The 13143-nt window shown below is 64.8% G+C and carries 12 protein-coding genes; 4 read left to right on the top strand and 8 right to left on the bottom strand.

From position 1 onward, the window contains the following. Positions 1-265 precede the first annotated feature (265 nt). The 3 genes from holA to leuS form a co-directional block, all read right to left on the bottom strand. A complete protein-coding gene (holA, locus tag GPL20_RS22140; RefSeq protein ID WP_157331710.1) occupies positions 266-1294 on the bottom strand; it encodes a DNA polymerase III subunit delta in 1029 nt (342 codons plus the stop codon). Positions 1295-1403: 109 nt separating this feature from the next. Then, the gene (gene lptE, locus GPL20_RS22135; RefSeq protein ID WP_157331615.1) at positions 1404-1955 is read right to left on the bottom strand and encodes an LPS assembly lipoprotein LptE; all 552 of its coding nucleotides are present in this window, start codon (positions 1953-1955) and stop codon (positions 1404-1406) included. Continuing rightward, positions 1942-4578: a leucine--tRNA ligase gene (gene leuS, locus GPL20_RS22130; protein ID WP_157331614.1), complete on the bottom strand. Its 2637-nt coding sequence runs from the start codon at positions 4576-4578 to the stop codon at positions 1942-1944. The genes lptE and leuS overlap by 14 nt, the downstream gene beginning before the upstream one ends. 194 nt (positions 4579-4772) lie before the next feature. Between leuS and GPL20_RS22125 the strand changes: the two genes are divergently transcribed. Next, entirely contained in the window at positions 4773-5819 is a 1047-nt protein-coding gene (locus tag GPL20_RS22125; RefSeq protein WP_205751192.1) for a GGDEF domain-containing protein, read from the top strand. An 80-nt stretch (positions 5820-5899) separates the two neighbouring features. Here the strand turns inward: GPL20_RS22125 and GPL20_RS22120 are convergent, their stop codons facing one another. After that, positions 5900-7600 carry a diguanylate cyclase domain-containing protein gene (locus GPL20_RS22120; RefSeq protein ID WP_157331613.1) on the bottom strand — a complete coding sequence of 567 codons (1701 nt, stop codon included), beginning with the start codon at positions 7598-7600 and terminating at the stop codon, positions 5900-5902. Positions 7601-7709: 109 nt separating this feature from the next. Here GPL20_RS22120 and GPL20_RS22115 point away from each other — a divergent pair, with 109 nt between their 5' ends. Continuing rightward, positions 7710-8399, top strand: a complete 690-nt coding sequence (locus GPL20_RS22115; RefSeq protein WP_157331612.1) for a YggS family pyridoxal phosphate-dependent enzyme — start codon at positions 7710-7712, stop codon at positions 8397-8399. A 69-nt stretch (positions 8400-8468) separates the two neighbouring features. Here GPL20_RS22115 and GPL20_RS22110 read toward each other — a convergent pair whose 3' ends face one another. Further along, the gene (locus tag GPL20_RS22110; RefSeq protein ID WP_157331611.1) at positions 8469-9254 is read right to left on the bottom strand and encodes a 2-keto-4-pentenoate hydratase; all 786 of its coding nucleotides are present in this window, start codon (positions 9252-9254) and stop codon (positions 8469-8471) included. Positions 9255-9260: 6 nt separating this feature from the next. Then, positions 9261-9830: a L,D-transpeptidase family protein gene (locus tag GPL20_RS22105; RefSeq protein ID WP_167533151.1), complete on the bottom strand. Its 570-nt coding sequence runs from the start codon at positions 9828-9830 to the stop codon at positions 9261-9263. Positions 9831-10032: 202 nt separating this feature from the next. On the opposite strand from GPL20_RS22105, the gene GPL20_RS22100 reads away from it, so the two are divergent. Then, complete coding sequence (locus tag GPL20_RS22100; RefSeq protein ID WP_157331609.1) at positions 10033-10719, top strand: response regulator transcription factor; 687 nt, start codon at positions 10033-10035, stop codon at positions 10717-10719. Positions 10720-10776: 57 nt separating this feature from the next. Next, positions 10777-11220 (top strand): cyclic nucleotide-binding domain-containing protein, encoded by a 444-nt coding sequence (locus tag GPL20_RS22095; protein ID WP_157331608.1) that lies wholly within the window; start codon positions 10777-10779, stop codon positions 11218-11220. Between the two features lie 120 nt (positions 11221-11340). Here GPL20_RS22095 and xth read toward each other — a convergent pair whose 3' ends face one another. Together xth and GPL20_RS22085 are read right to left on the bottom strand one after the other, a co-directional pair. Continuing rightward, positions 11341-12156 carry an exodeoxyribonuclease III gene (gene xth / locus GPL20_RS22090; RefSeq protein WP_157331607.1) on the bottom strand — a complete coding sequence of 272 codons (816 nt, stop codon included), beginning with the start codon at positions 12154-12156 and terminating at the stop codon, positions 11341-11343. A gap of 131 nt (positions 12157-12287) precedes the next feature. Further along, entirely contained in the window at positions 12288-13043 is a 756-nt protein-coding gene (locus GPL20_RS22085) for an outer membrane lipoprotein carrier protein LolA (protein WP_157331708.1), read from the bottom strand. Positions 13044-13143: the final 100 nt, after the last annotated feature.

The following is a 13143-nucleotide window of genomic DNA, read 5'->3' as shown; positions in this document are numbered from 1 at the left end:
GAGGTGTCCGCTTCAGCGGCCCTCGAAGGGCGACGGCCCGGCTGCATCGGGGCCGTTCATCCTTCGAGGCTCCCGGCACGATGCGTAGCATCGTTCCACTCGCACCTCAGGATGACGGATTTGGCGCCTCGCTTCGTCGTTGCGAGCGCATCTCTCTCCACATCGTCATTGCGAGCGAAGCGAAGCAATCCAGAGTCCCTCCGCGGAAGGACTCTGGATTGCTTCGTCGCTTGCGCTCCTCGCAATGACGGGGAAAGACTCGACCTTAACCCCGCCGCTTCGCGTTCGCGGCGATCGCCATCAGCGTACGCTGGGCGATGGCGGCGGCGAGGGTGGATTGCTTGCGGGTGTCGAGCGCGGCGGTTGCGAGCTGCTCGATGATGGCGGCGAGGCGCGCCGCGCTGAAATTGCGCAGCGCGGCTTCGACCGCCGGCTTTCGTGAAAAATGCAGGCGCGGAAAGCCGCCGTCGAGCACGGCGGAGGCCGGCGTGCCGTCGGCGATCGCGAGCGCCGATTTGTGCAGCCATGCGGCCTGACGCTGCGCGGCGGAGATGATCACGCCGGGATAGGTGCCGGCGATCATGGCCTTGGCGAATTCGGTCTCGACGATGTCGGGCCGGCCGGCGAAGGCGCCGTCGACGATGGGATCGAGCTTCAGCTCGGACGCATCGGCGACCACGGACATCACATCATCCAGCGTGATCTCGCCCTTGCCATGCGCATAGAGCGTCAGCTTGCGCAGCTCGTTGCGCGAGGCCTGGCGGTCGCCGCCGAGGAACGACATCAGCGCCGCGCGGGCGTCCTGCGCGATGCGCAAATTTGCGATGCGAAGCTCGTCTTCCATTAGCTTCGCCAGATCGCGCTCGGTGTCGGGATAGCAGCCGATCGCCACGGCCGTCTTGGCGCGTTCGCAGGCTTTCCGCAGCGGCGATTCCGGGCGCAGCTCGCCGGCCTCGATCACGATGCGGCAATCCTTCACGCTCATCTCGGCCAGCGTGTCGACGCCGCTGGCAAAGCTGCGCGAGCCGGCGCGGATGCGGATGGCGCGGCGGCCGCCGAACAGCGGCACGGTCATGGCCTCGTCGACGAGGCGGGACGGCTCGGCGGAGAGCTCGTCGCCGTCGAGCTTGACCAGCGAGAAGGGATCGTTGGGATCGTCGACGGCGGAGGCGATCAGCGCATCGGCGCGCTCGCGCACCAGGCCGGCGTCAGGACCGTAAAGCAGGATGATCGGGCGGCCCGCGTCGGGGCGGGCGAGGAAGGCGTCGATCTCTTTTCCGCGCAGCGCGACCATCGGGCCCAATTGTCATTCCGGGGCGCGCAGCGCGCCAACCCGGAATCCAGAGGTTATGGATCGAGATTCCGGGTTCTCGCTTCGCGCGCCCCGGAATGACGGGAATGAATCAGGTACCCGCAGTGAAGAACGAGGCGAGCCGGGTCGTGATGTTCTCTGCGATTTCGTTGGCGGCACGGTCTTCCGCATCACGCAGCGCCCGATTGCGGGAGAAACGCTGGTAGGAGCCCGGCATGTCATAGGACACGCGTGAGAAGGTCGTGCCGGTCATGACCGATTGGCCGCTGACGACCTCGATCAGATTGTACTGACAGTCGATGCCGTAGTTTTCGCTGTTCGGCAGACCGGTCGTGGGGTCGACGATCAGCGACGATTTCGTGGTGGTGAAGCGAATATCCAGGCGGTGCGTCGGCGGCATGCCGGTCGCCGAGCCATACAGCTTGAAAGCCAGCGCATTGCGGACCTCGACCCCGACCCGAGCCTCGCGGGAGGCGTTTGCCTTGTTGATCGGCGGTAGATCGACCCCCATCAGCTTCTCGCGCAAGCCGGGGGTGCCGTCGGTGCGCTCGGCGTACATCGGCTGGAAGCAGCCGGCCGTCAGCGCCGCCAGCGCGGCGACTGCCAGCAGGCGGGCTGCGATACGGATCCTAGCCGACAACATTCACGATCCTCTTGGGGACGATGATCACTTTGCGGACGGGCTTGCCATCCAGGGCCAGCTTTACCGCATCGAGGGCCAAAACGGCAGCCTCGATTTCCGGATTCTGAGCCGCTGTTGCAACTGTGACCTCACCCCGCTTCTTGCCGTTGACCTGGACCACGAGGGTCACGCTGTCTTCAACCAGCAAATCGCGTTCGATTTGCGGCCAATCGGCCTCGGAAACCAGCCCGCCATGGCCCAGAACCTGCCAGCACTCCTCGGCCAGATGCGGCATCATCGGGGAGAACAGCTGGACCAGGATCTGGCTGGCCTCCCGGATTGCCCAGGATAAATCTGGAGCCAGGTCGGCCGCCGACTGGCCGGGGCGCTGGAGCACCTCCGAAAACGCATTGGTGAATTCGCGGATGTGGGCGAGGCAGACATTGAAGTGCAGCCGCTCGATGCCGGTGGTGACCTTGTCCAGCGCGCCATGGGCGGCCTTGCGCAAGGCGGTCGCATCCGCCCCGAACGAGGCCGGTCGTGCCGCCGGCGCAGCCCTGCCGAGCTCCACGGAATCGTTCACCAGACGCCACAGCCGCTGCACGAAGCGCGAGGCGCCCTGGACGCGCTCGTCGCTCCAGATCACGTCGCGATCGGGCGGGGAGTCCGACAGCATGAACCAGCGGGCGACGTCGGCACCATAGGTCTCGATGATGTCGTCGGGGTCGACCGTGTTCTTCTTCGACTTCGACATCTTCTCGATCGCGCCGATCTGGATGTCTTCGCCGGTGCTGAGCAGCGTCGCGCGCCTGCCATTGCCGCCGACCTCGACCTTCACCTCGGCCGGCTGCACGTAAGTGCCGTCGGCCTTCTGATAGGTCTCGTGCACCACCATGCCTTGCGTGAACATGCCGGCAAACGGCTCGTCCAGCGCAATGTGCCCGGTTGCCTTCATCGCGCGGGTGAAGAAGCGGCTGTAGAGCAGATGCAGGATCGCGTGCTCGACGCCGCCGATATACTGGTCGACCGGCAGCATCCGGTTGGCGACGGCGGGCGTCGTCGGCGCGTTCTCGTTCCAGGGATCGGTGAAGCGCGCGAAGTACCAGGACGAGTCCACGAAGGTGTCCATAGTGTCGGTTTCGCGGCTAGCGCTACCCCCGCACTTCGGGCAGGTCACGTGCTTCCAGGTCGGGTGATGGTCGAGCGCGTTGCCGGGCTTGTCGAAGGTGGCATCGTCCGGCAGCTTCACCGGCAGGTCGGCATCCGGCACCGGCACCACGTCGCAGGTCGGGCAATGGATGACGGGAATCGGACAGCCCCAATAGCGCTGGCGCGAAATGCCCCAGTCGCGCAGGCGGAAATTCACTTGTCGTTCGCCGACCGGCGCGTTGCCGCGCAGCTCGTTTTCCAGCCGCTTTGCGATCTCCTCCTTCGCTGCATCGATGGTCATGCCATCGAGGAAGCGCGAATTGATCATACGGCCGTCACCGTCATAGGCGGTGTCGGTGATGACGAAGGTCTTCGGATCCTGGCCCTCGGGGCAGACGACCGGCGTGTTGCCGAGATTGTACTTGTTGACGAAGTCGAGGTCGCGCTGGTCGTGCGCGGGGCAGCCGAAGATCGCGCCGGTGCCGTATTCCATCAGCACGAAGTTGGCGACATAGACCGGCAGCTTCCAGCTCGGATCGAACGGATGAACCGCGCGGATGCCGGTGTCAAAGCCCTGCTTCTCCGCGGTGTCGATGATCTCCTGCGCAGTGCCGATCTTCTTGATCTCGGCGATGAACTCCGCGAGCTTCGGGTTCTTGGCGGCGGCCGCCTGCGCCAGCGGATGGTCGGCCGAGATCGCCATGAACTTCGCGCCGAACAGCGTGTCGGGGCGCGTCGTGAAGATCTTCAGCTCGCTCTCGCCGGCGGGCGTCGTGGTCTGATCCAGCGCGAAGCGGATCAACAGGCCTTCGGAGCGGCCGATCCAGTTGCGCTGCATCAGCCGCACCTTGTCGGGCCAGCGGTCCAGCCCGTCCAGCGCTTGCAGCAGCTCCTGGGAGTACTTCGTGATCTTGAAGACCCACTGGTTCATTTCCCGTTGTTCGACAACGGCACCCGAACGCCAGCCACGCCCGTCGATCACCTGCTCGTTGGCGAGCACGGTCATGTCGACGGGGTCCCAGTTCACCTTGCGCTTCTCGCGCTCGGCAAGACCGGCGCGCAGGAAGTCCAGGAACATCTTCTGCTGGTGCTTGTAATAGGAGGGATCGCAGGTCGCGATCTCGCGGCTCCAGTCCAGCGACAGCCCGATCGAGCGGAGCTGCTTCTTCATCGCGGCGATGTTGTCGTAGGTCCAGGCCTTGGGCGCCACCTTGCGCTCGATGGCGGCGTTCTCGGCCGGCAGGCCGAAAGCGTCCCAGCCCATCGGGTGCAACACGTTGAACCCCTTGGCGCGCATGAAGCGCGCCAGCACGTCGCCGAGCGTGTAATTCCGGACATGGCCGATGTGAATCCGCCCCGACGGGTAGGGAAACATTTCGAGCACGTAGTATTTCGGCCGCGAATCGTCGTTTCGGGAGACGAAGATCGCCTGTTGGTCCCAGGCGGCTTGCCAGCGCGGTTCGGCGTCGCGGGCGTTATAGCGTTCGGAGGTCATGGAATCGTTGGGTTTTCGTGGGCTCGGCCGTCAGAAGACGGCGGACTAGGCCATAGAAGTCCTCAAGGGGTCAATGGGTTGCCGCAACTTGGGACCCTGCGGGACCCTCCCCGCATAACTACTGAGGCCGCCGTTGGGGTGTGATTAAGGGGTCGATGCGAGGTTGCGGTCGGCCGGAACCCCCAAGACCTGCGATGGACGCCAGTTTCGACGATCTCGATCACGACTATGCCGTCTCCGTCGCCGAGCGGGCGATGCGTGGCATGGCCGAGCAGCGGATAGCGCCGACGCCGGCCAATTTCGCCGTCTGGTTCCATTATTTCGCAGGCAGCCATGACGATCTGCGCAACGCCATCGATCTCCTGATCGACCACAACCGTCCCTTCGACGTCAGGACCAATCAGGATCTGTTCGATACCTACGTCGCGCCACAGGCGGGCGCCGTCGCCTTCGAGACGTCCGAGCGCCTGCACGCCCTCATGGGCGCGGCGAAGGAGTTCCTGGCGACCGCAATCGCCGACAACCATTCCCAGATGCAGGCGATCAGCGAGGTCGCCGACCAAGGCAAGGCCGGCGTCGATCCGAAGGCGCTGGTCGCCCAGCTCATGAGCGAGCTGGCCCGCGCCGCCACCCGCGCGACACGGCTGGAGGCAGGTTTCGCGGAAAAGACCCGCGAGCTCGACGTGATCCGCGATTCGCTCTCAAAGTCCGAGGAGCGTGCCCGGACCGACACGCTGACGGGCCTTGCAAACCGGCGGGCGCTGGATGAATTCCTGCGCAAGGCGCAGGCGACCGCGGATTGGGGCGAGCCGCTCAGCGTGCTCTTGCTCGACATCGACCACTTCAAGACCTTCAACGACAATTTCGGCCACGGCGTCGGCGACCAGGTGCTGCGCCTGATGGCGAAAGTGCTGCGCGAAAAGGTTCGCGCGCACGATCTGCCGGCCCGCTACGGTGGCGAGGAACTGATCGCAGTGCTGCCCGATGCCGACCTCGCCACCTGTGTCGAGATCGCCGAGCGTATCAGGCGCGCGATCGCCGACTGCAGGATCACGCGTCGCTCGACCGGCGAGGTCCTCCCCAGCATCAGCATATCGATCGGCGTGGCACAGTACCGGAGCGGTGAAGCGATCTCCGATCTCATCGAGCGCTGCGACCGCGCGCTCTATCTCGCCAAGGGCGGCGGCCGTAATCGCGTGGTGACGGAGATCGAGCTCGATCGCGCCGGGGCTGCGGGGTAGGCGTTGGCGAACGGCGACGGTGCGCTCCCTCGCCCCGCAAGCGGGGCGAGGTGAAGACAGCGCCATTCCTGGCTGAATGGTCAGCCCGCCGCCATCATCATGTCCGACATGCCGGTCTCGATCCCCTGCACGCCGTGCTCGACGACGTTGTTGCGGCCGCGGTGCTTTGCGGCGTAGAGCGCGGCATCGGCCGCTTCGATGAGATCACCGGGGCGCAGGGTCTCGTTGGGCTTCGTTGCGGCAACGCCGATCGAGACGGTGACGATCATGTGGCTCGAGGTGATGTGCGGCAGGCAAAGCTTCAGCACGGCCGCGCGCACCTGTTCGCCGATCTCGACCGCACGCGTGACCTCGGTGTTCGGCAGCAACAGGCAGAATTCCTCGCCGCCGTAGCGCGCCGCAAAGCCCATGTTGTCGGCCGCGATGCCGGACAGCGACTCGCCGAGCCTGGTCAGGCACGAATCGCCTTCGAGGTGGCCGTAGGTGTCGTTGAACAGCTTGAAGTGGTCGACGTCGATCATCAGCAGCGCGAGGTCGCTGCCATATTGCTGGGCGCGCATCCACTCGAAATCGAGCCGGCTCTGGAAGCCGCGGCGGTTGGCGAGACCCGACAGCATGTCGATCGAGGCCATCACCGTCAGGCGGTCGTTGCTCGCGATCAGCTCGCGCTCGCGCTCGCTGAGCTGCGCGGCCATCGCGTTGAAGGCGCGGGCCAGCGGCACGAACTCGGCCGGCAGGCGACTGCGTGCCGCGCGCGCCGACAGGTCACCCTCGCCGAGGCGCTTGGCCATGTCGGCAAGCATCTCGATCGGCTTGATCACCAGTTTCTCGGCGGCGATCAGCGCGCCGAGCAGCACGAACACGACGACGAAAGCGAGCTGGAGATAGGCGGTGCGGATATCGCGGCTGACCGCCGCGGAGACCTTGTCCTCGTCGATGCTCGCGATCAGGCGGGCGTTGGTGCCGGCGATGCGGATGTAGCTCACCGCGCGCCGGGAGCCGTCGGCGGCGAGAAAGGACAGCGAGCCTTCGTCCTGGTCCGACCGCAGCGCCTTGTCGGCGATGGCCGACATCAGCGGCATGTTGTCGAGAGGACGACCGACGGTGCTGTGCTGGTCGGCGGGCGCGGCGAGCACGGTTCCGGCGCTGTCGACCAGAACCGCCGTGATACCGGCGCGGCCGCCCAGATTGCTCATGACCTTCGACATCCAGTCGAGGTTGACGGTGGCGAGCACGACCGCATCGGCTACGCCGCTGAACGCGGATACCGGATAGACCGCCATGACCGTCGGCGTCGGCACCGGCCGCGACAGGATGAAATCGCTCAGCACGAAGCGGCCCGTTTCCTGCGCCTGCTGGAAGTAAGGCCGGTCGCTGAGATCGAGGCCGACATACATGTTGTTGGTGGCGCACTGGATGCGACCGTCCTGGCCGGCGATCAGCAGCGTGCGGATCCAGGGAAGGTTCGACGGCAGGCTCGCGCGCAGCACGTCGCAGCTCTTGCTGATGCCGCCGACGGAGGCGCGGATGAATGCTTCCGATTTCAGGATGGTCTCGACCGACGAGATCACCTCGCGCTGCGCATCGGCGCTGTGTCTTGCGACGGTGGTGAATTCAGCCGCGGCCTGCGCGATCTGGCGGGCGCGCGCGTCTTCGAGCGAACGGATGCGCTCGAGCATCAACGGCGCCACCAGAATCACCGCGAGCAACGCGAGCCGCGCCCGGATTCCGAGAACCTGCTTGAGTTTCGCCCGTTTGCGGTTGAGACTGACGCTTGCCATCTTCGCTAACCCACCCCACGGGCTAAGGTAAAGCGAAGGGTTCAAAAACTCTTTCTTGAACTCGGTAAAATTGGACTTACCTCGGTTCCGATCACAGCCAGTCGACGTCATGACAGAAGCCAGCACAGCGCCGCTAACCGGCGATTCACCAAACGCTCTCGCCGCGGTCGAAGCCGAAATCAGCCGTGCCTGCAAGGACGCGCGGCGCGATCGTGCGTCCGTCACGCTGATCGCGGTGTCGAAGACATTCGCTGCGGATGCAATTAGCCCGGTAATTGCCGCCGGACAGCGCGTATTCGGCGAGAATCGGGTGCAGGAGGCCAAAGGCAAGTGGCCCGCGTTAACTTCTGTTTACCCCGACATTGCGCTGCATCTGATCGGCCCGCTGCAATCCAACAAGGCCAAGGAGGCGGTCGCACTGTTCGATGCCATCCATTCGGTTGACCGCCCGAGCATTTGCCAGGCGTTAGCCAAGGAAATCGAATCCCAGAACAAGCACCCGCAGCTCTTCGTCCAGATCAACACCGGCGAGGAGCCGCAGAAGGCCGGCGTCGCACCCGGCGACGCCGATGCGTTCCTCGCAAGCTGCCGCGACATCTATGGGCTGACGATCTCCGGCCTGATGTGCATCCCGCCGGTCGACGAGCCGCCGGCGGCCCATTTTGCGCTGACCGCCAAGATCGCGGAACGCAACGGCTTGAAAAACCTCTCGATGGGCATGAGCGCGGATTTCGCCAACGCCATCATGCTCGGCGCCACGCATGTGCGTGTCGGGAGCGCGATCTTCGGGCATCGGTAAGAGCCGTTAGCGACGGCCGTGCCCCGCGATTGCTATCGATTTCGTCATTGCGAGCAATGACGGCGGTGGCTACGCGAATCCCACCGACACCTTCCCCAGCACACCAAAATCCGCCACAAGATGATCGCCGGCCTGGATCGGCAGCGGCGGATGGCAGGTGCCCGTGGTCACCACCTCCCCTGCCCGCAAGGTGATGCCGAGCCCGCGCAGCTCGTTGGCAAGCCAGGCCAAGGCAATACGGGGATCGCCGAGCACGTTCTTGCCGTGGCCGATATAACGCTGGCCCCGCAGCGTGATCTCCGGCCGTTCCTCGACGAGATCCATCGCGCGCCAATTCGCGCTCGTCGCCTCGCCCAGTACGAACAGATGCGCACAGGCATTGTCGGCGATGAGCTGCGCCTCGCCGGCGCCGGCGAAATCGGCAAAGCGCGAATCGGGAATTTCGATCGCGGGATGCAAGCTGTCGACGGCGGCGAGCACGTCGTCGACGGTGTACGGCGTCGTGCGCGGCGGCAGATCGCGTCCCATGCGGAAGGCGAATTCCGGCTCGCCGACGCGCATCTCGTTGCCCTTCATCGACGCGGTGCTCCCATCGGCGATCACGGTGTCGCTCATGATGCGGCCGGCCAGTGGTCCCGCGACATTGATATGCCTCTGTCCGGCTTCGCTCGTTGCCGCGATCTTCCAGCCGAACAGTTTTGCGGCCGATTGCGTTTCGAGCGCAGCCTGGACGGCGTAACCCTCGGCGCGGCCCTGCGGCCGCAAATGCGTCTCCAGCGCGTCAAGCTTGGTGCCATCGCGCCAATGCCGAACGAGGATGCGTGACGCGGCGGCGATCTGATCCCTGTCGAGCATGTGCCCTCACCCGATGATGATTCGTGTTCGCGGACCCAGGCGCCGCAGCAATTGCAGCATCGCGGATTTCGTCATGGAGACGCAGCCCGCGGTCGGCCCGAAATTGTCGCGGGCCAGATGCAAGAACACCGCGCTGCCGCGGCCGGCGATGCGCGGCCGGGTGTTGTGATCGATTTCGATGATGAAATCATAGAGCTGGTCGGCCCGCTCGAGCCGGTCGCCGCCCTGCTCCCGCCCGAGCCGAACCGGCTGGTTGTAGTGGCGATCTTTGGGGTCCTCGCACCAGGCGTCCTCGCCGGTGATCATCCGGGCCGGCAGGAAAGTCTGCGGGCGGCTGTGCCGGTCGCCCCGCCACCACAATTGCCTGGGACGGAAGCTGCCGCGCGGGGTGCCGCCATCGCCCTCGCGCTTGTTGGCGAGGATGCCGCCCCGCCCCAGCGCCACCGGGATCGTCAAGTGTCCTGCAGTCAGCCATCCCCGGCGCGGATTACCGGCGGCAGGCTTAACGCGGATCGCAGAGAGCGCCCGGGCGCTCCGATTCAGGGTGTAACTAGCTGAAGTAGCTTTGTTTTTCATGTGAACGTGCAATGTCGAATTCATTACAGGACATTCATCGAAACGCCCTGCTATTTTGAGTTAGAGTGGTTCTGGCTTGTGAATCGGTAACAGCCCACTACTTCAACACGAACAACAATAATAACGGCGACCCCAAAACTTCCCTCGCGGCCGGGCGCGGCATGCATGCGCGCCGAGCCGGACTCCAAAAGGATGATACCCTATGGCCAATGCCCGCAAGATCCTGATCGTGGATGACGATACCGATCTGCGCGATACGTTGGTGGAGCAATTATCGCTGCACGAAGAATTCGAAGCCTCCGCCGTCGATACCGGCGCCAAGGGCGCGAGCGCCGCAAGGGCCAATTCCCCCGACCTCGTCCTGATGGACGTGGGACTGCCGGACACCGACGGCCGCGAGGTCGTCCGCTCCCTGCGCAAGGGCGGCTTCAAGGCCCCGATCATCATGCTCACCGGGCACGACACCGATTCCGATACGATCCTGGGCCTGGAATCCGGCGCCAACGACTATGTCGCAAAGCCCTTCCGCTTCGCCGTGCTGCTGGCCCGCATCCGCGCCCAGCTTCGCCAGCACGAGGCCAGCGAGGACGCGGTGTTCTCGGTCGGCCCCTACTCCTTCCGGCCCGGCTCCAAGATGCTGACCGCGGCCAATGCGCGCAAGGTGCGGCTGACGGAGAAGGAAACGGCCATTCTCCGCTTCCTCTACCGGGCCGGCCAGATGCCGGTCTCGCGCGAGACCCTGCTCCAGGAGGTCTGGGGCTACAATTCCGGCGTCACCACCCACACGCTGGAAACCCACATCTACCGCCTTCGCCAGAAGATCGAGAAGGACGCCGCCAACCCGGAAATCCTGGTCACGGAAGCCGGTGGCTACAAGCTGGTGCCGTGATACGCTCCAGGGGGCGTGCGAATCGTTTTAGATCGCGCCCTTGAGCCTCGGATCTGAATGTCAATCGACGACGACGTAGCGCTTCTCGAGCGAGTCCCGACACTGCGCCTGTTGGGAGACGCCTCGTTGCGCATGCTGGCGATCGGTTCCGAGCAGCGTAATTTCGTCCGCGGCGACGTCCTGTTCAATCTCGGCGACGACGCCGATGCCGGCTTCGTGGTCCAGCGCGGCGCCTTCCGGGTCGATGACGGCGCCGGCGCCGAGATGATCGCCGGTCCCGGCGCGCTGATCGGCGAGCTCGCGCTGGTCGTCCCGATGAAGCGGCCGTCGAGCGCGACCGCGCTGGAGCACTCCTCCGTCATCCGTGTCGCGCGCAGCCTGTTCCAGCGCGTGCTCGAAAGCGATCCCGCGGCGGCGGTTCGTCTCCGCGATGAATTCGCGGTTCGCTCCAGCCAGATCGCCAGCGATATCCTGATGGCTGGCGCGAAACTGACGTCGTAGGTTTCTCCGCCTGTCATTCCGGGGCGCGACGGAGTCGCGAGCCCGGAATCCATTGAGCGTCAGAGAAAGCGGATGGATGGATTCCGGGTTCGCGCTACGCGCGCCCCGGAATGACGGAGGCTACACCTCCAGCGTCACCGTCACCGGCACATGGTCCGACGGTCGCTCCCAGCTCCGCGCCTCGCGCAAGATATTGAAATCCTGCACTGCGTCCTTCAGCGCGCGCGAGACCCAGATGTGGTCGAGCCTGCGGCCGCGGTCGCCGACGGTCCAATCGGCGGAGCGGTAGCTCCACCACGTATAGACCTTTTCCGACATCGGGATGCGCTCGCGCGCGACGTCGATCCATTCGCCGGCGCCAAGTGCCGCCTTCAGCTTCTCGGTTTCGATCGGCGTGTGCGAGACCACTTTCAGAAGCTGCTTGTGTGACCACACGTCGTTCTCGTGCGGGGCGACGTTGAGATCGCCGACCAGGATGTGGCGGTCCTCGCCGCGCGGATGCAGCGGCTCGCACGCCTTCATCTCGTCGAGGAAGCGAAGCTTGTGGTCGAATTTTTCGTTCAGGGCAGGATCGGGAATATCGCCGCCGGCGGGCACGTAGAAATTATGCAGCACCAGCGGCTTTGCGATGTTGGCCTGCGTCCCGAAGGATACGGAAATGTGGCGCGAATCCACCTTGTCGCAGAAGGTGCGGATGTCCTTCGACTCGAACGGAATCTTCGAGACGATGGCGACGCCGTGATAGCCCTTCTGCCCGTTCAGCGCGACATGCTCATAGCCGAGCCGTTTGAAGCGCTTCAGCGGAAAGGCGTCGTCGATGCACTTGGTCTCCTGGAGGCACAGCACGTCCGGCCGCGCGCTCTTGAGGAATTTCGCGACCAGATCGATGCGCAGCCGCACCGAGTTGATGTTCCAGGTTGTCAGGGAGAGACGCATGAGGACGATCTAACAAACTCCATCCGTCATGGCCGGGCTTGACCCGGCCATCCACGCCTTTTTGTGGGCCCCAAAACGTGGATGCCCGGGACAAGCCCGGGCATGACGATCATCGGAGCAGCCATCGGGTCTCAACCCGGCGACGGGCCGTAGTTCGTGAAATCGATCTTGAACATGCCGGGATCGAGCTTCTTGCTCGAATCCAGATTGTAGATCGCGATCGTGGTGTCGTAGCCCTGCGGATCGGTGACGGTCCATTGCTTCAGCTGTCCGTCCTTGGCGCCGAACATCAGCAGCAGGCGGCTGGTGCCGACCAGCGCCTGCTTCTCCTCGATGGTGACGCTGACGAAGACGTCGTCGGCCGAGACGTTGACGACGTTGGTGTCCTTCATCAGGTCGATGCGGTCCGACAGCAGGAAGCGCAGCGGCGTCTGCGACAGCGGATAGACGTCCTGGGTCGCGAGCTTGCGGTCACGCACCACAAGCGACGATCCGTCGGCGACGATGTCGATCGGGCTCGGATCATCATATTCGAAGCGGACCTTGCCCGGTTTCTGAATGTAGAAGTCGCCTTTTGTCTTGCTGCCGTCGGGGCCGACCTGGACGAAATTCCCGACCAGCGTCTGGAGCGAGGAAAGATAAGCGCTGACCCTTGCGGCCTGCGCCTTCTGATTGGCATCGAAGGTCTGGAAGATGCTGCTCGGCACGTTGCGGCGCGGATCGGGGATGACCGGATTCGGCGGCATCTGGGTTGCGCCGGTGACCGCGGGTCCGCCGCCGGACGCTCCGCCATCACGGCCCTTCGGCGCCGGCTTCGGCACGGGCACGGTCTGTGCGAGCGACGTCGCAGTCACCATCGCGGTGGCGACGAGGACCACGCCGGCCATCCGCGCCCGTCGCGCGGCGATGGTGGCAGCGAGTCGAATGTCCGGAGATCTGATCAACGCGTCGTCCTAACGTGGCTGGGCGCCCTTTTAGCGTGATTTC

Origin of the sequence: Bradyrhizobium cajani (assembly GCF_009759665.1) — a bacterium.
GTDB classification, from domain to species: Bacteria; Pseudomonadota; Alphaproteobacteria; order Rhizobiales; family Xanthobacteraceae; genus Bradyrhizobium; species Bradyrhizobium cajani.
This window is presented reverse-complemented; position numbering and strand designations above follow the sequence as displayed.

What these genes read in the sequence shown, in the direction of transcription:
- holA (WP_157331710.1), bottom strand. Translation starts at nt 1,294, where the DNA reads ATGGTCGCGCTGCGCGGAAAAGAGATCGACGCCTTCCTCGCCCGCCCC.
- lptE (WP_157331615.1), bottom strand. Translation starts at nt 1,955, where the DNA reads ATGTTGTCGGCTAGGATCCGTATCGCAGCCCGCCTGCTGGCAGTCGCC.
- leuS (WP_157331614.1), bottom strand. Translation starts at nt 4,578, where the DNA reads ATGACCTCCGAACGCTATAACGCCCGCGACGCCGAACCGCGCTGGCAA.
- GPL20_RS22125 (WP_205751192.1), top strand. Translation starts at nt 4,773, where the DNA reads ATGGACGCCAGTTTCGACGATCTCGATCACGACTATGCCGTCTCCGTC.
- GPL20_RS22120 (WP_157331613.1), bottom strand. Translation starts at nt 7,600, where the DNA reads ATGGCAAGCGTCAGTCTCAACCGCAAACGGGCGAAACTCAAGCAGGTT.
- GPL20_RS22115 (WP_157331612.1), top strand. Translation starts at nt 7,710, where the DNA reads ATGACAGAAGCCAGCACAGCGCCGCTAACCGGCGATTCACCAAACGCT.
- GPL20_RS22110 (WP_157331611.1), bottom strand. Translation starts at nt 9,254, where the DNA reads ATGCTCGACAGGGATCAGATCGCCGCCGCGTCACGCATCCTCGTTCGG.
- GPL20_RS22105 (WP_167533151.1), bottom strand. Translation starts at nt 9,830, where the DNA reads ATGAAAAACAAAGCTACTTCAGCTAGTTACACCCTGAATCGGAGCGCC.
- GPL20_RS22100 (WP_157331609.1), top strand. Translation starts at nt 10,033, where the DNA reads ATGGCCAATGCCCGCAAGATCCTGATCGTGGATGACGATACCGATCTG.
- GPL20_RS22095 (WP_157331608.1), top strand. Translation starts at nt 10,777, where the DNA reads ATGTCAATCGACGACGACGTAGCGCTTCTCGAGCGAGTCCCGACACTG.
- xth (WP_157331607.1), bottom strand. Translation starts at nt 12,156, where the DNA reads ATGCGTCTCTCCCTGACAACCTGGAACATCAACTCGGTGCGGCTGCGC.
- GPL20_RS22085 (WP_157331708.1), bottom strand. Translation starts at nt 13,043, where the DNA reads ATGGCCGGCGTGGTCCTCGTCGCCACCGCGATGGTGACTGCGACGTCG.